Below are 20,171 nucleotides of genomic sequence, written 5' to 3'. Positions count from 1 at the left end.
TTTAAGAGCGCAAAATGAAAGTTCTTCACACCTCAGACTGGCACCTAGGCCAGCAATTTTATGAACATGATCGCCGCCATGAACACCATGCTTTTTTTTCATGGTTATTAACCACGCTCGTTAGCCAACAAATAGACTTACTGCTTGTTGCAGGCGACATTTATCATACTGCTACACCGAGTGCTAGCGCCGAAAATCAACTTTATCAATTTATAAAAAATGCCAAAACACAATGTCCAAAGTTGCATGTTATTATTATTGCTGGCAATCACGACTCTGCAAATCGTATTTTAGCAGCGCAGCCTTTACTAGCCCAATTTGATACCCATGTAGTAGGACGGTTTGACCCTGCTGAACCAGGCGACGTTGTAATAACGATTAATAACCATGATAAACGCGCTGTGGTACTCGCTATGCCTTTTTTACGTACCAGTGACCTAAGTACGCTTAGTCAAACCGAAGATGGCCCTAGCTACGCACAGGGGGTTGCTAAAGCGTATGAACTCGCTCTTGAACATGCACTAAAATTACAAAGTGAAAACACCCCTTTAATTGTTATGGGTCATTTACATGCAAAAGGCGGAAATATTTCCGGTGACTCGGAACGTAATTTAGTAATTGGTGGTGAAGAGGCTATCTCTGCGTCGGTATTTGGCTCACATGCCGATTATGTTGCACTTGGCCATTTACACAAAGCACAGTTAGTCGCTAAAAATGAGCAAATACGTTATAGCGGTACACCTATTCCCATGTCGTTTTCAGAAAGAAAGTACACGCACCAAGTCAATGTGGTTGAGTTTAGCGCACAGGAAAATCAACCATTAAACACCACTGTAAACCCCCTTTACATTCCGCGCTTAGCTGAAGTCATTGTTTTGCCAGAAGGGGAGTGTGTACCTTTAGCACAGTTGTGTGAGCAAATAAAAGCGCTTGATACTGAGCAATATGAGATAGCCCCCTACTTGCGAGTAAAGTTAAAATCAAGTGATATCGATACCACCTTTCGAGAACAAATTGAGCAAGCACTTAAAGGAAAACAGGTTAATTTTTGTGGCATAGAGCGAGTTCGTGACCAGCAAGTGAGTAATTCCTCAGAAACGGTATTTGAAGATTTAAGCTTTGTTGAAATGCTCAACCCAATTAGCTTACTCGAACAAGCATTTAATAATGATAAAGATATGGCCGCAGCAACCGTACCCAATGAATTAAAAGCACTGTTAACCGAGGTAATTGAAGAACTTGAACAGGAGCAACTGCTATGAAAATAACGGCTGTTCGTATTCATAATTTAGCCTCCATTGCCGATGCCGAAATCGACTTTTTAGCCTCGCCACTCAAAGACGCAGGCCTCTTTGCCATTACCGGAGACACAGGCGCAGGTAAAAGCACCGTACTCGATGCTATCTGCCTAGCACTTTATACAAAAACTGCGCGTTTGAAAGGCGATAAAGGTAACCTAATTGATTTTAATGGCGATAACATTAAGCTTAACGATGCCCGCAATTTATTGCGCCGTGGCAAATGGGAAGGGTACGCCGAAGTAGATTTTAGTGGCCAAGATCAACAACTTTACAGAGCACGTTATAGTATTCAACGTACGCATAAAAAAGTAACCGGCAAACTTAAAGTGGCCGAACATACTTTACATAGCCTACCCGATGAAACCTTAATTGCTGACAAAAGTAGCGCCCTAAAAACAATTGAAAACAAAATAGGTTTAACCTTTGAGCAGTTCTCCCGTGCGGTGCTACTAGCACAACATGAGTTTGCCGCCTTTTTAAAAGCCACTGGCGATGAGCGCGCGCAGCTTTTAGAGTGCCTGACTGGCACCGATAAATTTAGTCGAATAGGGCAGCGTATATTTGAGCGCAACAAAGCTATTAAAGATAAATTTGAATTACTAACGGCAAGTTTAGCCAGTTATACGTTATTGTCTGACGATGAGCTGAGTGAAAAACAACAAACGCTGGCTGATTTAAAACAACAAATTGAACACACTAAAACAACTTTAGCAACGACAGAGCAAGGCGTTAATTGGTATAAGCAAGCACATAGCTTAGAGCTGACATTAAAAAATGCTCAGCAAAACGAGCAACAAGCACATGCCGCACTCAATGCTGTTAAAGCGCAAACTGAGCAAGCAAAACAAGCGCAAAGTGCGCTTGAAATTAAAGATAACCGCCAGCGCTGTGAAAGCTTAACAGCGCAAAATAGCCAGTTAAATACACAAATAAAACAATTAAACGAGCTTGATCACAACGCGCTGATCACCGAGCAAGCCAGTAACGTTAAAAAACAGCAAAACGAATTAGATACAGCAAAACAACAAAAGCTAACGGCAGAGCCTCTGATTGCAAAAGCGCGAGAGCTCGACAGCCAATTAGCAATATATAACCAAACGATAAAAAGTCTGACTCAACAAAGCGCCAAAGAGCAGCAACAATTAAGTGATTTACAACAGCAGCTACAACAAAACAAAATAAGTGCAGAGCAAGCCACAACGCAAATCACAGGGCATCAGCACTGGTTGAACGAGCAGAGTCAATTAAAGCCATTGGCAACTGATTGGAACTATTTTCATCATAGCTTTAAGCAGTTTTTTAATACTCAGACACAACTAAAAACAACCCAGCAGCAAGCCCAGGCTCACGCAGAGCAACAAACAATACTCACAGCAAAACTTAGCGAGCAAAATAAACAACTCGAACAAGCAGAGCAAACGCTTACAACGCAGCAGCAAAGCCTAAATAAGCTAAACCAGCAGCACGCTCAATTTAACATTGAACAATGCGACAGTAAGCTTAAAAACATTGATTATTTAAAAGATCAGCGCACACGCTATAAGCAGTTCAACCAAGAATTAAAACAGCGTACGCAGCAGCAAAACGATGTAGCAGAAAAGCTTAACTACAGTGAACACACTAAAACTACGCTGCTTACGCATTTAACCAGCAAAGAGCAGGCACTTAAACACGCAGAGCAAGCGCTTAATCAAGCGAGGCTTCGTGCCAGTGAGCATGTTGAGCATTTACGCGCACAACTGGTTCCAAATGAGTCGTGTGCCGTTTGTGGGGCTACAGAGCACCCGTTCGCGAGCAATCAAAGCCAACCTTTTACAAACCTAATAACCGACTTTGAAAATGCATATAATAACGAAAAGCAGCAACACCAAGATGCTCAAACACAGCTTCATCAGCACCAAACACAACACGCGGTTTTGGTGGCAGAGCATACTCAGCACAACCAAGCCATTAGTGATGCACAAGCCAAAATGCTGGAAATTAAAAATACCATGCAAGCGGCTAAAACCGAGCTTAATGAGTTAACAGTTGAGCAGCTTGATGAAACTTATAAGCAATTAAGTGCACAAAAAACAGAGTATTTTTCGGCGCAAAAACAGCTCAGTAATTTGCAAGAAACTGTTAACCAGTTGCAAAGCACTGTTAAAAAAGAACAAGCGACACAGCAACAATTAAATACACAGCATGTTGAGCTGAGCAATCAGCAATCTCAGCTTAATAACAAATGCGATGAACTAGCAACTCAAAGCGAAGCGCTTATAAAAGAGCTCAATTTACATTTTGAACACAGTGATTTTTGGCACGCATTGCAAGCAGGCTCGTTAACGCTTAGCGATTTAGCTCAGCAGGTAGAACAATACCAGCAAATTCAAGCACAGCTTGAACAAAGTCAAAAACAATTCGACAGCGCCAATGTACAGTTACAACAACTAACACCGCTTTTAACCAAAGCAGAGCAGCGAGTTAACACGCTCAATGAAGAATTAACTCAAACACAGCAACAGCACAATAATACGCAGCAACAGCGCTTAGCCTTGTTTGATAACAAAACTATTAGCGCCGATGACTACCAAGCTAAACTGTCAGCACAGCTAGAGCACTGCCAAAGCCAATTAAGTGCCAGCCAACAAGCACACGACAGTGCCGTAAAACAGCGCGATGAACACGCCATCACGCTTAAAAACCTTGAGCATCGTCTAGCAGATAATAACCAAGAGTTAGTGATGCTTGAAACGCGTTACAACGACTGGTTTAAAGAATTTAACACCCTTCATGGCGATATAAGTCATGAACAAGTCACATTTTTACTAACTATCAGCAACGACGATATTAAAACTCAGTTAAAACAAGGCGAACAACTATCGCAAGCAGTCGTTGATGCCAGTGCCGCGTTAAAACAACAGCAACAAGCTAATGAACAGCATCAACAAAATAATCAGCCAACGCAAAGCGAAGCACAGCTAATTGAGCAACAAAACCACTTAAATACCCAGCAAACACAATTGCAAAATAGCTTACTCACCATCAACACCGCGATAGAGCAGCACAACCAAAATGCAAAAGCGCTTGAGGGCAAACAAGCTGAACTGAGCCAGCTCAAGCAACAGGTCGACCAATGGCATTTACTTAATAAAGTACTAGGCGATGCCACAGGTAAAACAATGCGTAATTTAGCGCAAACACAAACCCTCAAAATATTGCTGCATTATGCTAATAGCCATTTGAAAACCCTTAATAAGCGTTATGAGCTCACTGCAATTGCAGAATCACTTGATATAGCCATTATCGACCGAGATATGGCCGATGAACAACGCTCGGTCAATACGCTATCTGGCGGTGAATCGTTTTTAGTGTCGTTGGCATTAGCACTCGGACTTGCCTCACTATCTTCGAACAAAGTGCAAATTAACTCGTTATTTGTTGACGAGGGCTTTGGAACACTAGATAGTGAAACACTCAGTATTGCCATGGACGCGCTAGATTCATTGCAAGCGCAAGGTAGAAAGGTCGGTGTAATTTCACATGTAAGTGAAATGAGCGAACGCGTTGCTACGCAAATTCATGTCGCTAAAAAACCGGGTGGATACTCCACCATAAACGTAATTTAAGGAGACAGCATGCCCACTTTCACAGGCGAAGAAGCACAAGAATATGATAACCGCATTACCCGTTTAGTCCCAGGCTATGAGCTACTTCATCAACTAACCAATGCACAACTGCAAACCACGTTAAGCGACGATGCACACATTTTAGTGATTGGTGCCGGCACAGGTAAGGAAGTATTAGCATTAGCAAAAATGAATCCTAAATGGCAGTTTACTGCCCAAGACACCTCTAGTGATATGCTCGATATTGCAAAACAACGCTTTGCAGAGCAAGGTATTGATAGCCGTGTCACTATTGAATGTAGCCCAGTTGATAAAATAAAAGCGAAAGCAGACGCCGTATTATGTTTACTAGTGATGCATTTTGTAGAAGATAACGGCGACAAAAAACAAATTCTTAAAAGCATTAAAGCTAACCTTAAAAAAGGAGCGAATCTTTACATTGCTGATTTAATGCGCCCAGAAACAACATTTGAGCGTGAGTCACAATTAAACACCTGTGCTCAATTAGGCTTAACTGAAGCTGGCAAAACTCAAATGGGGCATAACCTCGAAAGAGAGTTTTACCCCCTAGATCGTATGCGCTTTAGTGAACTACTGAATGAATGTGGATTTGGTATTCCAAAGCTTTATTTTAAAGCGCTTGGCTTTAGCGGTTACGTTGTATAAATTTTTGTCAAAAAAAAAGCTAATATCATAATGATATTAGCTTTATTGCTTAACACGAGTTTAAGCGGGGTGAGTGCGCTTTAAAGCCCACTCCCTCTATAATTAGATGCAAACGATGTTTTCAGCTTGCGGGCCTTTTTGACCTTGAGTAACAGTAAACTGTACACGTTGGCCTTCAGCTAATGTTTTAAAACCGTCGCCAGAAATTGCACTGAAATGTGCGAAAACGTCTGCGCCAGATTCTTGCTCAATAAAACCAAAACCTTTTGCTTCGTTAAACCATTTTACTGAACCAGTAGTTGTATTAGACATAATATGTATCCTAAAAATTAATTAAAGTGTGCCTGAAAAGAGGCGATTGAGCCGAAAAAATAGTTAACTTGAGGATATCGCGTAGGATTATTACTAAAACAACTCGGTACTAACAAATAAAACAAAACTTCTTTCAAACTTATAAATATTGATGGGTTAACACTAACCCATCAATTAAAACTATTTAGATGCAAACGATGTTTTCAGCTTGCGGGCCTTTTTGACCTTGCGTTACAGTAAACTGTACTTTTTGGCCTTCGGCTAATGTTTTGAAACCGTCGCCAGAGATAGCACTGAAATGTGCGAAAACGTCTGCGCCAGATTCTTGCTCAATAAAACCAAAACCTTTTGCTTCATTGAAAAATTTTACTGTACCAGTGGTAGTATTAGACATAATAATATCCTAAAAAATAAATAAAAAATTGCCCTAAATAGGCGTTTAACAGGAAGAAAACTAACATTTAACTTGAGGATATCGCGAAGGATTATTACTAATAACAACGTGGTACTTACAAATAAACAGGGCTTTCTATCAACCCGATGGCAAGCAGGATAACAGCAATACACTTTATAACAAGCTTTATTTACACTTTATTTTTACCTGTTTAGGCTAAGCCCGCTGCTATAGGCTTTGCAGCGCCATATTCTACTAACCATTTAAACTTAGTGTCTAAGCGGTTAAAAATGCAAATTACGCACTCTTACACTGTCTTTCATCACAATGGTTGAAGTTAAATGTTGTACACCAGGTAAGGCTGATAGCTTATTATAGGTACTTAGCATTACTCATTTAATTGGCTGTGCGCTGGTATATTGGTTAATAGGGGTAAGTGCCAGAAAAATCCTCAGCAACAATACGGCGCTCTCACTAAAATTTGGCCGTGCATCAGCATGCGTCCTATTTATTTTGGGCTCGCTCATGCTATTTGATAGCGCTAACACACTGAGCGTAACATTGACCTAAAAAACGAAAGTAGCTTACATTGCATGCAACTGAGCCACTAACTCACTTAAACGGGCAATTTTAATATTACTCAGCTGCCTGTAGTCAAAATAGGGGCAAACAATAATGTTCTGGCTTTTATCAATCGCAAACTCATCATCAAGCCATTCAAACTGGGCATTTAATTTACCTTGTTGTAATAAGCTTTTAGCATGAGTTCGCCCAGCTATAATGTGCAATTGATTGTTATGCTCAGTAAGCACCGGCGCACTAAATAGTAATGCAGTACCGCTATGCTTTTGTAATAACTGCTCATCGCGATATGCTTGCCAACTCACGGCTTGTTTAGCAAACGAATAATACTCACTTGGCAGGGCAAACAGTACTTTAGCGTACACATTAAATACTTTGCGCCAGCCATTGCCGCAATGCTGGTTTATAGTGTTTATTTGGCCACTGACTACAGGCTCTAACTGCGCAAGTGTTTCAAAGTAAGGCATTGGGGGGGCTTTTGCCACATACACGGCAACACTAAATGAGTTATCACCTAACCCTAAAAACTGGCAGCTCACCTTAACGACTCTTATTTTGCGCTAAAATGCGGTCAAGATTATTCGCAAAGTTTTGCCTGTCGCTTTGACTTAGTGGCGGCGGCCCACCGCTCATTTCTACGCCACTTGAACGCATAGTATCCATAAAATCGCGTACATTGAGTAATGAGCGAATGTTTTCACTCGTGTAAAGCTCACCACGCGGATTAAGCGCTTGGCCGCCGTTATCAATCACTTCACTGGCCAGCGGAATATCAGCGGTAATCACTAAATCGCCTTTTTCAACCCGTTTTACTATTTCATCATCAGCCACATCAAAGCCCGATGATACTTGTAATCGGCTAATAAATTTTGATGGCGGGATGCGCATGGCATGATTTGCAACCAGTATTGTTTCTGTTTGCGAGCGCTGTGCTGCTCTAAATAAAATTTCTTTTATGACCACAGGACAGGCGTCAGCATCAACCCAAATTTTCATGCTAAGTTCTATAAATTGCTTTAATATTAAAGCGATCCTATCGCAATTACTAAAGAAAAGGAAACAACATGAAACTCGCGTTTAAAACTGTGTTATTTGTTACCACCGTGTTTTTACTCAGTGCCTGTACCAGTGCTCCTGAAGGAATAACTCCGATTAAAAACTTTGACTTAGAAAAATACCAAGGGAAGTGGTATGAAATAGCACGATTAGACCATTCTTTTGAACGAGGAATGGAGCAAGTAACAGCAACCTATTCAATTAATGATGATGGAACAGTAAAGGTATTAAACAAAGGATTTATTAGTAAAGAGCAAGAGTGGGACCAAGCTGAAGGCTTAGCTAAATTTGTAGGAAACGCCGATATAGGGCATTTAAAAGTGTCATTTTTTGGCCCGTTTTATGGTGCTTATATTATTTTTGAGCTAGACCGACCTAATTATCAATATGCCTTTATTACCAGTTATAGCAAAGATTACTTATGGTTTTTATCGCGTACGCCAACAGTTAATAATGAGCTTAAGCAGCACTTTTTAAACCAAGTAAAAGCGCTTGGCTTTGATACGAATGAAATTATTTGGGTAAATCAAAAACCACTGTAAAGGGGGTTTACTTTGTTTAACTTAAGCTGTAATAAAACGATCACCTGACTGTAAGCTAAGTTAAACAATGTAAGATTATAGTAACCGCACTTGTTAAGAAACAAGCAAGTGAAAGACATAATGGTTATCCCCCTTTTTATTGGCAAGCTGTTAGGATCGTTTGACCCTAATAACTTGCCATTTTTTTTGCCCAATATCCTGACCTATTTTTGGGATCAGCTTTTTACTAACTAAAGCCCATTTAAAGCAAAAAATAACGTACTCAAGGCCAATATTAATACAACTAATAGATTAAAAAGCTTGGTAAATTTTACCAAAAAACTATAAAAAACCATTACAATTAAAGCACTTAGAGTCATCAAACCGCAAAACTCTAAACCACCATATCCCTGCAATTTATTCACGCAAAGCAGTAAACTTAGTAAAATACTGATCCAAGCAATACTCAATAAAATTAATCGCTGCTGTTTAGTAGGACGCTTGTTAAAAACATCTTTAAAATGATTAAACTTAGCTAGTGCAAAGCAGTTAAAAGCAATCAAACATAAGCTAAAAGGAAGCAATGCAATCATATTTTTTGCTCCTGAGTATTTATGGAAATAGGTTTGTTAGCGTTCAACGCAGTACGTAATTTTCCGGTTTGTAACAAAAACAGTAACCCGAACAATAAAAACAGGCTATCAAACATAAATAAGGCCCACTGCTCATTGCGTAAATAACTGATTATATTACCTTGTGTTGTTAGCGCATTAACCACTGGCACACTAAAGCAAGCAATACTATTTATGGCAGCCAAAACACACCATTGCAATTTATCGCGCTTTATAAAAGCAATAATAAGTACACATAACCAAGTTAAAAAGAAAGCGAGTATTTCTTTATCCGCTCGCTCAATCGCATTTTTACTAAGTAAGCGATTTGCTAAAAAGAACGCAGACGTTGCTAAGGGTAATCCCATTAACGTGCCTAAATTAAGTGCTTCGACTAGTTTTAAGCCCAATGATGGTTGGGCATTTTTTTTCATACGCTCACGTAAGCGCTTTGCCCACATCATACAGCCTGTTGCTATCATAATGCAGCCAGCAATACCGCCTAAAAAATATAAACTACGTAGTAATGGTTCTGCAATACGCCCTGTATGCATTGAATTGAGCGACTCATACAGGGCTTTACTGCCGGTAAGTTCGTCATCAGTTTGAGCAACAAGCTCACCACTCGCTCCACTAAATATCAAACGGGGTGATTGATCTCTTAGTGCTTTACCCGGGCTTACCATAACCGTAATGGTAGAAGCCGCTTGGTTAGGCTTATTGATAATAACACGCGTTATATCAGCATCGGGCCACTTAGTATAAACCTGATCCAAAACAGTATTGATAGGCACTAACGGCGCAGCACCTTTTAATGATTCTGTTACGGGGCTACTGGGCGAAACATCATTAAAAAGTCCACGTATGCCGTTTTCATAAACGGTTTGCGCAGGATATGGAAATATCATAAATATTAGCGTGATAATGCCCGTATAAGTAATCATTAAGTGAAATGGTAAGGCAAATACCGAACTTAAATTATGCACATCTAACCAGCTACGACTGCCTTTATTAGCTCTAAAAACAAACATATCTTTAAAAATACGTTTATGGATGACGACACCAGATATCAGTGCAATTAGCATAAATAAACTAGCAAGGCACACAATCCAGCGCGCTGTTATTACATCGATATAATGCAAATCAAAATGCAGACGATAAAAGAAGTTTCCCCCTCGCGTCTCTACAAAAGGTGCTAAAGGCTGCATGGTGTTTGGATCTAAACGGGTGTTTTCAAAAGAGGCTCTGCGCTGCCCAGGCTCTTTTGGTTTAGCATAGCCATAAGTTAAATAAGGTACTCGCTCTTCAGGAAGCGTCATACGCCAACTTGGTGCATTGGGTGCTTGCGCATTCAAATACTCAATGCCCGATGCTATTTGTTGCTTTTGCGCGCCAACACGATCTACTTGAGGCGCAATATTATGTATACTTGGCTGATTCCATAAGCTCACTTCATCTCTATAAAAGCTAATAGTACCCGCAAAAAATATTAAATACAGTAACCAACACACGAGTAAACCGACCCATGTATGTAACCACGTCATTGACCGAAAAAAACTCCCTTTCATAACCACCCCTTCATTAACGACAACACCAAAAGTTGCGCCGCAATACTTAGTAAAATACTGATCCATACAGTTTTTAATGAATGAATATAAAAACTATAAATAAACACGAGGGCATAAATTAAAATACTCGCAGACACACTTAAAAGCACGGCATCAGCCTTAGGTACAGGCACCACTGCACTTAATAGCGACACACAGACGGCTGTAAAAAAATACCCGCCAACAATGGCAATAAAAAAACGTGATAAAACCGCTAGTTCGTAGCTAAAGCGTTGTATAACTTGCCATAACAGTGAAAAAACGGGTTTAGGAAAGTCTAAAAGACGGTTTGAGGCCTGCATAAACTGCAAATTCCTTTTAAACGTAGCTAAAAAAGATGGCCGGTATTATAACGCTAACAAATACAAAAGATAGTAGTTCTTATTTGTATTAGCATAAAGAAGGCTTTAATCTTGTTAGTTAAATAGTGATCTGAAACAAGCACCTAAACAAACGGCTATATCTGCCTCAAAACGCCTTTATAAAGTTGTTTTAGTATTATTATTAGCGATTACCACGAGTTCCCATTATGGTTACACGGATTGTAGCTCCTTAAATATAAATTTAAACTTATGATTTTTAGTTGTTTTTTTAAATCTCGTAAAGATCATGATTTTACTAACTACCTATTGAAATCGCTAAAATAAACCGATTTTTTACTAACTCAGCCAGATACAAATTAAAAAAAGGCTAATAAACAACCAAAGGTAAGCTAACTAAACGCAAATATTGCATCATTCAATACTTAAGTTGGTAAATGGTTGATCCGATTAACCGATAAAAACAGAATAACAGCTAAACAAAGCGAAGCTTTAACGTTAGTAAAATTTTGGTTTATTTATTACTTTTTATTTTTAGCGCCAATGAATAAATCATCGTAAAGGGGGTTTACAACATTAAAACTGAAGCAATTGTATAAACTTAACGAGAAAAGTAAGCATGAAAAAAGGTGGTCAGTGCCACCTTATTCACAATCACGTTTACAGCAATGAAAACAACTTTTTCAGCTGTGGCATATAGTTACTTACAAGTTCTAGGTTGTTTTCACTGACTACAGGCTCTGTCGATTGTGCCGCACTTGATGCATTGCCAAACGAGCCCATTAAGGAACTAACGCCTTTATCTTTACTACTTTGCATGCTTTGTAACCCCCCTAATAATTTATTGGCGGTATCTTTATGTTCATCAGATAAACCTGCTTTTAGGTTTTCGATGTAGGCCATTGAAACTTCCGTCCCTACAGCAATTAATTGCTCTGGAGTAAAACCATATCGACCAGTTACATTGGCAAAGCTTTTATATAAGTCTTGCTGTTTGATCATGCTAAGTGCGCTATTAGCCAACGAGCTTTGCTCAGTAACCGTTTGATCTGCAGATGCGCCAAGCATACTCCCTAAATCTAAGCCTTTTAACGACTCTTGATTACTTGCCCAACTTGTAACCGCAGGTAATGCTTTGATATAGCTTTGTAATTGACCTTCATTAATATCTTGTGCAAAACCTGAGAAGCTCATTACTAACAAGCTCAGCGATAGTAGTAATTTTTTCATTATGTTTCTCCAAATATAAGAACTAAAAAACGGTTACAGCAAATATTAAGCGTAAGTTGATACATCATTATTTACAAACTGAGTTTAGTACAACTCAATATAGTGATGATACAATACATTTTTTGTAAAAAGAGCGGAGCACAATGTTAACTATTTCAAATACCGTCACCATAGATGAATGGGAAGTAGAGCTCAGCGCTATTCGCTCGCAAGGCGCTGGCGGGCAAAATGTTAATAAAGTAGCCAGTGCCATTCATTTACGCTTTGATATTAACCGCTCTAAACTCCCTGATTTTTATAAACAACGGCTGCTTGCTTTAAACGATTCAAGGATCACTAAAGAGGGCATATTAATTATAAAAGCGCAAAGCCATCGCACCCAAGAGCTCAACAGAGAAGATGCGCTAAAACGGCTAAAAGATTTAATTTTAAGCGCCACTAAGGTTAATAAAGCACGCCGTGCCACCAAACCTAGCCGTAACTCACAGCGTAAACGCATGGACAAAAAAACCAAACACGGCCAAACCAAAGCCCTACGCGGTAATATTAAAATTTAGCAGATTAAAGGGCTGCAAACGCAGCCTTTAAGATGTTTTAGTCATAGGTATGGTGGCGGGTAACGCTAAATCGGTTGAGGATTCGATGCACTACATACACCGCACTTAAGCTTACCGTAACCGCAACGGCCACCGAGCTAAATCGATACATGGCGCTGTATATTAAATCTTGCCCTGGGCCTAACGACTGACCAAACAAAATACCAAAGGTGGTTAATACGCCAAACCCCACACCCGGTGGACCGCCGCCTAAAATATGAAATCGACTAAATATAAAAGAGAGAATCCATAATATCGCCATTGGAAATAACAAAAAATCACTATGGTTATATAACAATAATTGTGAAACCAGTGCGGCATTACAGCCTATTAATGTCCCAATAATACGTTGCCAACTTGCAGTGCCCGCAGCCTTAAAGCACAACGAAAACAAAATTAATATAGACGCAGCTTGCGCCGAAATTGAATCTTGTAAATCAAGTACCTGAAAAACCACAAACGACAAAGTCGCAACGCTAGCGCATAACAACACCTCGTGACGAATACTTTCTTTATCCTTGTGCGGTACAGCGCGCATGGGTCGCGCTGTCACATCAGGAAACAAGCCATGCATCAAGAGCGCAATAATAATAGTAATAAAAATAGCCACACCATTACTTAAAATAAGCGGGTAAATGCTGCTTCCTTGATCAACATAACTGGCAAAATGTAACTGAATCGATAAACTCACCGCACCTAACGCACCAAATAAAAACGCACCGCCGGTACTCATTAAATAAAAAAGTATGCAAAAACTAGCAAAAATAATGAGCGTCATTAATACTGGCAAATGCGAGAATAACCCCTGCAAAATAAGCACAATAAAAGCACTGTAAGCGGCACTGGCAACAAATTGGCGGATCACGCCTTTGTTAATACTTGGCACTAAACCCAGTAATAACATAGGGTAAACTGTAAAAAATATCCCATTTGGCCAATTCATTAACTTACATAAAGTAAAACCAATAGTGCAGCCACCGGCAATCCGCAGCGCTTGGCGTAAGCCATTTGAATCGAGTTGTGGCGCTTGGCTAACTTGGTGTGTCATTACTCGCCCCATTAATAAATGTAATGTAACCAACTAATAAAGCGGATCTGTACTGAACCAAGCCATTGACCAAATGCTGATTGCGGTAATAACTGCACGGTAGCACGCGCGCCACTGGGCATATTATTTATAAGCTGAGAGTTATTTGGCAGCACTAAATGAATACGTTGGCGCTGAGCATCGCGAACCCAACGGTTGCTGGTTTCGGTGGTGCTAAGTAATCCATTCGCACTAAGTTGCCCGTCACTAACACCTGCTTCAAAGGTTTCAATTTTAGCATCAAACACTTCACCTGGTCGGCTGTCAAACACTACTTTTGCTAAACTGCCTGGCTGCATATTTAATAGTGACTTTTCACGAAAATCAGCCACTAAATCTGCTTTTCTTGCCACAATAGCAAGTAATGGCTTACCCGCAACCGCATAGGAACCTTCAAGTAACTGTAAATTGGCTACAACGCCATCACTTAAAGCGCGCACTTGCGTATAAGATAAATTAAGCTCAGCTTGGGCTAACTGATTGGCCGCATGACGCAGTGCTAAATTATTTTCTCCTGAGTCGCCACGCGCTAAAACAGCTTCTGCCAATTGTGCTTCAAATGCGGCTAAATTAGATTGGCTTGCGGCAAAATTAGCACGAATGCTTTCAAGCTCTTGCTCCGAAATAGAGTTTTGTTTGTAGAGTGTTTCGCCACGCTTTTTTAATAGCTGCTGCTCATGCAATTTAGCGTTAGCTGCACTTATTTGTGCCTCAAGCGCTTTTACATTGGTATCAAGGCGTTTATTTTGTAGTTTGGCATCGTCAAGGGCAAGCTGGGCTTGCTCAAGTGCTAGTTGGTAAGTGTTTTTGTCTATTTCAAATAATACATCACCCGCTTTAACCGTTTGGTTATTACTGACCAATACATGGGTAACACGGCCATTTATTTGCGGCGATATTTGCACAACCGGATGATAAACCCGTGCTTGTGGCGTAACCGGCAACCATACATCGGCAACAATATAATAAAAAAAGACAACAATAAAACCAACAAGCGAAACTTTAACGTAGCGGGCAAATTTTTGATCGGGTGTCATGCTTATTTATCTCCAGATAAGTTTGCAATACAACGCCGCGCGTTTTCTTCCATTTGCACTAAACTGTGCGCCATACCATCAAGTTGCTCAGTACTTAAACCGGCATATAAACGCTGTTTAATATCGCTTGTTAGCTCTTTTAAGTGTTCTAATAACTTTATACCCTCATCGGTAAAGTACAATTTTTTACTACGTTTATCGTGCTTATCAACTTGTCGAATAACCAGATTTTGCTGCTCTAATTGCTTAATGGTGCGCGTTAATGAGGGCATTTCAATACCTAAACTGGTAGCCAGCGCTTGCTGTGTTGCCCCTGAGGGTAAATGGTCTAAGTGGATCATTGCCGTCCAACGTGATTGAGTTAAACCTAGCGGCTCAACCGCCAGTGTTACCGCTTCTCGACATAAGCGATGCACTCGACCCATATTGCCACATAAGGTTAAATCGAGTGTTTCATGAAAAGGAATAGTGCTGCTCATAAGAACTCTTGCTTGTTAATATGCAGCAAATTTTAGCATTAGTTAGCAGGCTAAGTAAATATTTGGAATTTTACTTTCACGTAAATAAGTATTATTTAGATAAATAGTGCGCAGCAAGCTTGTTTAAGAAGGTATAAAGCTTATTGTTCATTTCACTATAGTCGTGACTTAAGAGCTTTTCGGGCTTTTCAACAAAGCGATGGTTTTGGGCATTGGTTAAATCATCGTTGGCAATGAGGAGGGTAACCACCTCTGTGGTCAATTCCATGTGGCATTGAAAACCAAATACTAAATCGCTATAAGCGACTATTTGCCTTGGACAACCTTCGCTGTATGCGATTACATTGGCGCTTTTTGTTAGCCCTGGCATGTCGTTATGCCAGTGCCCTACATTAAGCTCAGTGCCAAAATGGTTAAATAGTGGGTGATGCAAACCCGCATCAGTGAGAGTAATCACAAACTTACCAATTTCTTTTTCTGGGCTAGGTTGATAAGCCGCACCTAACGCTTCACCAATTAATTGGGCTCCTAAGCAAACGCCTAACACCACTTTATTTGCGCTAATGGCGCTGGCAATCAAGGCTTGTTCTTTTTTGCTATCAAAATAGGCGCATTCATCAAGCTGTGTAGCGGGTGATTGTGGCCCACCCATCACTATTAAAAAGTCCATATCATCGGCATGTTTTGGTAAGGGTTCAGCTAAGTAAATACGGGTGTAAGACAGCGTATGGCCGTTCATTTTAGCCCAGACTTCATAAGCGCCTGGCGCTTCAAAATGTTCATGAATAATAAAGTGAATATGCATTTTTTAACGCTTGTTAACCATTATTTGCTCACTATTTTATATCAAACTGGGCTGGCTTATTTTATATTACTAGCCATAAAACATTGATAACTCGCCAACCATGAATGCAAATGAGCTAATTAAAAAAAATGCCACTAACCAATTTATCACTAAAAAAATTGATATGCCCTCTAGCTATGTTGATGACTATCACTCCCATTCATGGCATCAAATAATCTTTCCTTATAGTGGCTTACTGCAATCAAGTATTGGCAGCAAACGCATTGTAGTTCCTCACAATGCATTACTATATATACCTGCAAATACCGTTCATAAATCTATAGCTGTAACAGATACGAAATTTTTAGCGGTTTACCTTAATCCTAATAGTACGATTAAATATAGTAATGAACCCAAGTCATGTTTACTTACTCCGTTTGTGAAAGAGTTAATCTTACTATTATTCAATAAAACTAAACAATCAGCAGAAGAATTAACAAACTTGCTAACTGTTTTTAGAGATCAAATAGCCATCACCCATAGTTACGAAATCCCTTTGTTGATCCCCAAAGATAGACGACTTATGACAATATTCAGTCAGCTACAAAAACAGCCAGATTTAAAATTAACATTACAAGATTGGTCAATTAAAGTCGGTGCATCTCAAAGAACACTCTCAAGAATTTGTGCTAAAGAATTTAACCAGTCATTTTCCCTATGGCGACAAAATATAAAACTGGTTTTATCGTTACAGTTACTTGCGAGCAATAAATCAATTCAAGAAATAGCCCTTGATTTAGGCTATGCATCAGACTCTGCATACATACATGCTTTTAAAAATCTATTTGCTGAGACACCAAATAAATACCGTAAAAATAGCTTGTAGTTTCTTAAAAAAACATTTTGTTATAAAGTAACACATGTTACAATTTTAGTTATACTATAACATTACCAAAAGCACCTTTATGAAGTATTCATTGATTTACTTGGCCTGCTTAAGTTCGAGTGCGCTTAGCATCGCACAACAAAATGAACAAATAGAAAAAATTGCGGTTACCTATAAACAAGCTTACCGAGGCGATATTCCTCAAAAACACATGCCGCAATCAATTGAAATCCTCGATAGCACAGTACTTGATCAAAAAGGAATAACTCAATTACAAGATGCACTAGATTTTTCAGCCAGTATTTCACGTAAAAATAACAGCGGCGCATTATGGGATAGCTTTTCTATTCGTGGGTTATCGGGTAACGAAAACATGCCATCGGGCTATTTAATTAATGGCTTTAGTGGTGGCCGTGGTTTTAGCGGCCCACGTGATGTATCAAACATTGAGTACATTGAAGTACTAAAAGGCCCAGGCTCTGCACTGTACGGGCGTTCTGAACCCGGTGGTACTGTAAACATCGTGACTAAAAAACCACAATTTGACCAACAGGGTGAGCTAAAGCTGAGCTTAGGGAGTGATAATTTTAATCGCGTTGAAGGTGACTATACAAACAGTATTGGCAATACAACCGCATTGAGAGTAAATGGCGCATGGCAAGATAGCGACAGTTACAGGGATGATGTTTACACGCATAAAAAAGTGATTACACCGTCGATTTATCATCAAATAAACTCATCAACTAGCATCACTTATGAATTTGAATACGTTGATTTAGCACAGCTGTTTGACCGCGGTATTGTTGTACTTAATGATAATTTTAATACTGTCCCTAGCTCGCGCTATTTAGGTAACCCAAATGATGGCGACACGCAGGTCTATTCACGTGGTCACCAAGTGACTTTAAACCAGACTATAAACAATGAATGGTCATTAGTATTAGGTGCTAATTATCAAAGCTCTACTCTTACAGGGTTTTCATCTGATGCGGAACTTTCACCATCGCGCCAATCATTATTTAATGATGGCCGTACGCTTACCCGCCAGCAGCGCTACCGTGATTACGAAGTGAATGACACCAGCCTTAAATTTGAGTTAAGCGGGCACATTGATACCGCTGGTATTACGCATCATTTATTAATAGGAGCCGACGCATATAAATACGACTTACGCACCGCACTTTCACGTTATCGCGGCGGTAATGGCACCTATACCCTTGATATTTATCAGCCTAACTATAACGTTGCCCGTCCTGAAGTGGGTTTACTGTATGAAAATAACGAACAACAAAAAGCGTATGGTATATACATTCAAGATCAAATGGATCTAACTGATAAGTTTAAGCTATTAGTTGGCCTTAGATTCGATAGCGTAGATCAAGACATTTTAGAAACCAAAAGCGGTGTGCTTTCAAGCAGCTCAGAGAGTCAGATAAGCCCACGAGTAGGCTTAGTATATGAGCTAAACAACGCTGTAACCTTATACAGCAGCTATTCAGAAGGCTTTTTACCATTAAGTGGCACAGATGCAAGTGGCGACCCATTTGGCTTTGAATACAGTGACTCAATTGAAGTTGGCGCTAAATTTAACTACCAAAGTATAGAGGGCACCCTTGCATTATTTGATGCCACTAAGAGTAATATGTTAGTGGCTGACCCTGTCAATGTTGGCTTTTCAGCGCCTATTGGTAAAGCAAACAGTCAAGGTGTTGAACTCGATTTAAGTACTTATATCACTGATACTACAAAGTTTAATTTATCTTACGCTTATATAGATGCTAGCACTGCAAACGACATTATAAATGCTGATTGGGGCGTACCAATACAAAAAGGTAGCCCATTAGTGAATGTGCCTAAAAATAACTTAAACCTCACGCTTAGCCATCAAACGGCTATTCTTGGAAAAGAACTTGAGCTAGGCGCCAGTTATCAGTATATCAGTGAACGTTTAGGCGATGCCGCCGATTTAACGTTTAATTTACCTAGTTATCAGATAGTTGGTATTTTTAGCCAATTAAACTTAACCGAGTACACAAAGTTAAATATCAGTGTTAACAACATGTTTGATGAAGAATATGCTCAAAGTAGCTACAACGCATTATGGGTTTACCCGGGTGCGCCTACTCAATTTAAGATGTCATTGGCCTATCAATTCTAACAATTTCATAGTCCCGATTAGCTATTTTAGCTTTTCATCCAAAGCGTCTTAATGTAGTGGTTAAGGCGCTTTTTTTTGGCTAATACAAAGTCGCTGTTAACCCCCTTTACAGTTAAATAAACTCAGTGTTATGACGCTTTAGTTATAGTGCATTTTAAAACCATGTTATAAATATCTCACTCTATTCAAGCGATCCAGTCAGATTTAAAGGACAAATATCAATGGATAAAAGCAGCAATAATAGCTGGCTAGTTATTTTACTTATTTCAGCATGTTTATTATTACCCTTTTTGGAGAGCATGCATGGTGGAGTGCTTTGGGGTTTAAATTGGCACTCTCCACGGCTTATGGATACATTAAGCCATAATCTACTTTATATAAAATTGGTGTTGGTAATTACGGGTTTCATACTGCTTTTCGTCAAACCTGAAAAAATTAAAAGCATAATCAAAAATAAAATAGCACGCTGGCTGTTCTTTATCATTTTCACACTCGTTGCTGTGGTACAAATTCCTTTATTGTGTTTAGGTATTATGCTCAACGGCACTTCGCTATCAAGGCTTGATTATATTCATAAACAAAGCACATTTGATGATCGTACTATTTATATTTACACCGCAGACCCAGGGGCAATGGGGAAGGCTTATCATTATGCGTATTTAAATTGTCCACTTGCTTTCGGCCGTTATGAGCTAAAACAAATCGCTAAATTTAGCTGGATGCACCAATACACTTTTTACATTGAAAAAAACAATCTCGTGGTCATTGATAAAAACCCAAGCGGTTTAACGCATACTTTTGATATGAGCAACATAACTTGTGCGAGCTAACTATCTCCTTTTTTATTATTAACCTGAACTCTGGTCAACAGATCCTAACGTATTGAGTCAAAAGTAATATTTATGCTTATTCTCTCAAGCCAGGGATTTCCAGTAA

General features: G+C 39.5%; 20 protein-coding genes. 8 read left to right on the top strand and 12 right to left on the bottom strand.

All coding sequences use genetic code 11. The features are described from left to right. Positions 1-14: 14 nt before the first annotated feature. Genes KG708_RS11770 through KG708_RS11760 form a run of 3 tightly spaced genes read left to right on the top strand, consistent with a single transcriptional unit; the run spans position 15 to position 5,575 of the window. Positions 15-1,262: an exonuclease SbcCD subunit D C-terminal domain-containing protein gene (locus tag KG708_RS11770; RefSeq protein ID WP_213609995.1), complete on the top strand. Its 1,248-nt coding sequence runs from the start codon at positions 15-17 to the stop codon at positions 1,260-1,262. Next, the gene (locus KG708_RS11765) at positions 1,259-4,909 is read left to right on the top strand and encodes an AAA family ATPase (RefSeq protein ID WP_213609993.1); all 3,651 of its coding nucleotides are present in this window, start codon (positions 1,259-1,261) and stop codon (positions 4,907-4,909) included. Before KG708_RS11770 ends, KG708_RS11765 begins: the two co-directional genes overlap by 4 nt. A 9-nt stretch (positions 4,910-4,918) precedes the next feature. After that, positions 4,919-5,575, top strand: a complete 657-nt coding sequence (locus KG708_RS11760) for a class I SAM-dependent methyltransferase (RefSeq protein WP_076922557.1) — start codon at positions 4,919-4,921, stop codon at positions 5,573-5,575. Positions 5,576-5,677: 102 nt separating this feature from the next. Here KG708_RS11760 and KG708_RS11755 read toward each other — a convergent pair whose 3' ends face one another. From KG708_RS11755 to KG708_RS11740, 4 genes are all read right to left on the bottom strand, one after another. Beyond that, positions 5,678-5,887 carry a cold-shock protein gene (locus KG708_RS11755; protein WP_007377377.1) on the bottom strand — a complete coding sequence of 70 codons (210 nt, stop codon included), beginning with the start codon at positions 5,885-5,887 and terminating at the stop codon, positions 5,678-5,680. A gap of 184 nt (positions 5,888-6,071) precedes the next feature. Then, entirely contained in the window at positions 6,072-6,281 is a 210-nt protein-coding gene (locus KG708_RS11750) for a cold-shock protein (protein ID WP_008463923.1), read from the bottom strand. 584 nt (positions 6,282-6,865) lie between these two features. Then, complete coding sequence (locus KG708_RS11745) at positions 6,866-7,402, bottom strand: hypothetical protein (RefSeq protein WP_213609991.1); 537 nt, start codon at positions 7,400-7,402, stop codon at positions 6,866-6,868. A gap of 1 nt (position 7,403) precedes the next feature. Continuing rightward, the gene (locus KG708_RS11740) at positions 7,404-7,859 is read right to left on the bottom strand and encodes a YaiI/YqxD family protein (RefSeq protein ID WP_213609989.1); all 456 of its coding nucleotides are present in this window, start codon (positions 7,857-7,859) and stop codon (positions 7,404-7,406) included. Positions 7,860-7,927: 68 nt separating this feature from the next. Between KG708_RS11740 and KG708_RS11735 the strand changes: the two genes are divergently transcribed. Continuing rightward, positions 7,928-8,461, top strand: coding sequence for a lipocalin family protein (locus KG708_RS11735; protein ID WP_213609987.1), 534 nt, complete (start codon positions 7,928-7,930; stop codon positions 8,459-8,461). A gap of 230 nt (positions 8,462-8,691) precedes the next feature. Here KG708_RS11735 and KG708_RS11730 read toward each other — a convergent pair whose 3' ends face one another. The 4 genes from KG708_RS11730 to KG708_RS11715 form a co-directional block, all read right to left on the bottom strand. Beyond that, positions 8,692-9,033 carry a DUF3325 domain-containing protein gene (locus tag KG708_RS11730; protein ID WP_213609985.1) on the bottom strand — a complete coding sequence of 114 codons (342 nt, stop codon included), beginning with the start codon at positions 9,031-9,033 and terminating at the stop codon, positions 8,692-8,694. Next, positions 9,030-10,619, bottom strand: coding sequence for a PepSY-associated TM helix domain-containing protein (locus KG708_RS11725; RefSeq protein WP_213609983.1), 1,590 nt, complete (start codon positions 10,617-10,619; stop codon positions 9,030-9,032). Before KG708_RS11725 ends, KG708_RS11730 begins: the two co-directional genes overlap by 4 nt. Next, complete coding sequence (locus KG708_RS11720) at positions 10,616-10,960, bottom strand: hypothetical protein (RefSeq protein WP_213609981.1); 345 nt, start codon at positions 10,958-10,960, stop codon at positions 10,616-10,618. Before KG708_RS11720 ends, KG708_RS11725 begins: the two co-directional genes overlap by 4 nt. A 678-nt stretch (positions 10,961-11,638) precedes the next feature. Continuing rightward, positions 11,639-12,208 (bottom strand): short-chain dehydrogenase, encoded by a 570-nt coding sequence (locus tag KG708_RS11715; protein WP_213609979.1) that lies wholly within the window; start codon positions 12,206-12,208, stop codon positions 11,639-11,641. Positions 12,209-12,351: 143 nt separating this feature from the next. On the opposite strand from KG708_RS11715, the gene arfB reads away from it, so the two are divergent. Continuing rightward, a complete protein-coding gene (gene arfB / locus KG708_RS11710; RefSeq protein WP_213609977.1) occupies positions 12,352-12,765 on the top strand; it encodes an alternative ribosome rescue aminoacyl-tRNA hydrolase ArfB in 414 nt (137 codons plus the stop codon). Between the two features lie 37 nt (positions 12,766-12,802). Here the strand turns inward: arfB and KG708_RS11705 are convergent, their stop codons facing one another. The 4 genes from KG708_RS11705 to KG708_RS11690 form a co-directional block, all read right to left on the bottom strand. Continuing rightward, on the bottom strand, positions 12,803-13,852 hold the full coding sequence (locus tag KG708_RS11705; protein ID WP_213609975.1) for a DUF2955 domain-containing protein: 1,050 nt from the start codon (positions 13,850-13,852) through the stop codon (positions 12,803-12,805). Positions 13,853-13,863: 11 nt separating this feature from the next. Next, the gene (locus tag KG708_RS11700) at positions 13,864-14,928 is read right to left on the bottom strand and encodes an HlyD family secretion protein (protein WP_213609973.1); all 1,065 of its coding nucleotides are present in this window, start codon (positions 14,926-14,928) and stop codon (positions 13,864-13,866) included. Positions 14,929-14,930: 2 nt separating this feature from the next. Further along, positions 14,931-15,407 carry a MarR family transcriptional regulator gene (locus tag KG708_RS11695; protein WP_213609971.1) on the bottom strand — a complete coding sequence of 159 codons (477 nt, stop codon included), beginning with the start codon at positions 15,405-15,407 and terminating at the stop codon, positions 14,931-14,933. 91 nt (positions 15,408-15,498) lie between these two features. Beyond that, complete coding sequence (locus KG708_RS11690; protein WP_213609969.1) at positions 15,499-16,212, bottom strand: type 1 glutamine amidotransferase; 714 nt, start codon at positions 16,210-16,212, stop codon at positions 15,499-15,501. A gap of 100 nt (positions 16,213-16,312) precedes the next feature. Here KG708_RS11690 and KG708_RS11685 point away from each other — a divergent pair, with 100 nt between their 5' ends. From KG708_RS11685 to KG708_RS11675, 3 genes are all read left to right on the top strand, one after another. Then, positions 16,313-17,077 (top strand): AraC family transcriptional regulator, encoded by a 765-nt coding sequence (locus KG708_RS11685; protein ID WP_213609967.1) that lies wholly within the window; start codon positions 16,313-16,315, stop codon positions 17,075-17,077. Positions 17,078-17,156: 79 nt separating this feature from the next. Further along, positions 17,157-19,235, top strand: a complete 2,079-nt coding sequence (locus KG708_RS11680; protein WP_213609965.1) for a TonB-dependent siderophore receptor — start codon at positions 17,157-17,159, stop codon at positions 19,233-19,235. 221 nt (positions 19,236-19,456) lie between these two features. After that, a complete protein-coding gene (locus KG708_RS11675) occupies positions 19,457-20,065 on the top strand; it encodes a hypothetical protein (protein WP_213609963.1) in 609 nt (202 codons plus the stop codon). Positions 20,066-20,171: the final 106 nt, after the last annotated feature.

The organism is Pseudoalteromonas sp., assembly GCF_018402495.1.
Lineage (GTDB): Bacteria > Pseudomonadota > Gammaproteobacteria > Enterobacterales > Alteromonadaceae > Pseudoalteromonas.
This window is presented reverse-complemented; position numbering and strand designations above follow the sequence as displayed.

Coding starts and splice junctions, on each gene's coding strand:
- KG708_RS11770 (WP_213609995.1), top strand. CDS start 15: ATGAAAGTTCTTCACACCTCAGACTGGCACCTAGGCCAGCAATTTTAT.
- KG708_RS11765 (WP_213609993.1), top strand. CDS start 1,259: ATGAAAATAACGGCTGTTCGTATTCATAATTTAGCCTCCATTGCCGAT.
- KG708_RS11760 (WP_076922557.1), top strand. CDS start 4,919: ATGCCCACTTTCACAGGCGAAGAAGCACAAGAATATGATAACCGCATT.
- KG708_RS11755 (WP_007377377.1), bottom strand. CDS start 5,887: ATGTCTAATACAACTACTGGTTCAGTAAAATGGTTTAACGAAGCAAAA.
- KG708_RS11750 (WP_008463923.1), bottom strand. CDS start 6,281: ATGTCTAATACTACCACTGGTACAGTAAAATTTTTCAATGAAGCAAAA.
- KG708_RS11740 (WP_213609989.1), bottom strand. CDS start 7,859: ATGAAAATTTGGGTTGATGCTGACGCCTGTCCTGTGGTCATAAAAGAA.
- KG708_RS11735 (WP_213609987.1), top strand. CDS start 7,928: ATGAAACTCGCGTTTAAAACTGTGTTATTTGTTACCACCGTGTTTTTA.
- KG708_RS11730 (WP_213609985.1), bottom strand. CDS start 9,033: ATGATTGCATTGCTTCCTTTTAGCTTATGTTTGATTGCTTTTAACTGC.
- KG708_RS11725 (WP_213609983.1), bottom strand. CDS start 10,619: ATGAAAGGGAGTTTTTTTCGGTCAATGACGTGGTTACATACATGGGTC.
- KG708_RS11720 (WP_213609981.1), bottom strand. CDS start 10,960: ATGCAGGCCTCAAACCGTCTTTTAGACTTTCCTAAACCCGTTTTTTCA.
- KG708_RS11715 (WP_213609979.1), bottom strand. CDS start 12,208: ATGAAAAAATTACTACTATCGCTGAGCTTGTTAGTAATGAGCTTCTCA.
- arfB (WP_213609977.1), top strand. CDS start 12,352: ATGTTAACTATTTCAAATACCGTCACCATAGATGAATGGGAAGTAGAG.
- KG708_RS11705 (WP_213609975.1), bottom strand. CDS start 13,852: ATGACACACCAAGTTAGCCAAGCGCCACAACTCGATTCAAATGGCTTA.
- KG708_RS11700 (WP_213609973.1), bottom strand. CDS start 14,928: ATGACACCCGATCAAAAATTTGCCCGCTACGTTAAAGTTTCGCTTGTT.
- KG708_RS11695 (WP_213609971.1), bottom strand. CDS start 15,407: ATGAGCAGCACTATTCCTTTTCATGAAACACTCGATTTAACCTTATGT.
- KG708_RS11690 (WP_213609969.1), bottom strand. CDS start 16,212: ATGCATATTCACTTTATTATTCATGAACATTTTGAAGCGCCAGGCGCT.
- KG708_RS11685 (WP_213609967.1), top strand. CDS start 16,313: ATGAATGCAAATGAGCTAATTAAAAAAAATGCCACTAACCAATTTATC.
- KG708_RS11680 (WP_213609965.1), top strand. CDS start 17,157: ATGAAGTATTCATTGATTTACTTGGCCTGCTTAAGTTCGAGTGCGCTT.
- KG708_RS11675 (WP_213609963.1), top strand. CDS start 19,457: ATGGATAAAAGCAGCAATAATAGCTGGCTAGTTATTTTACTTATTTCA.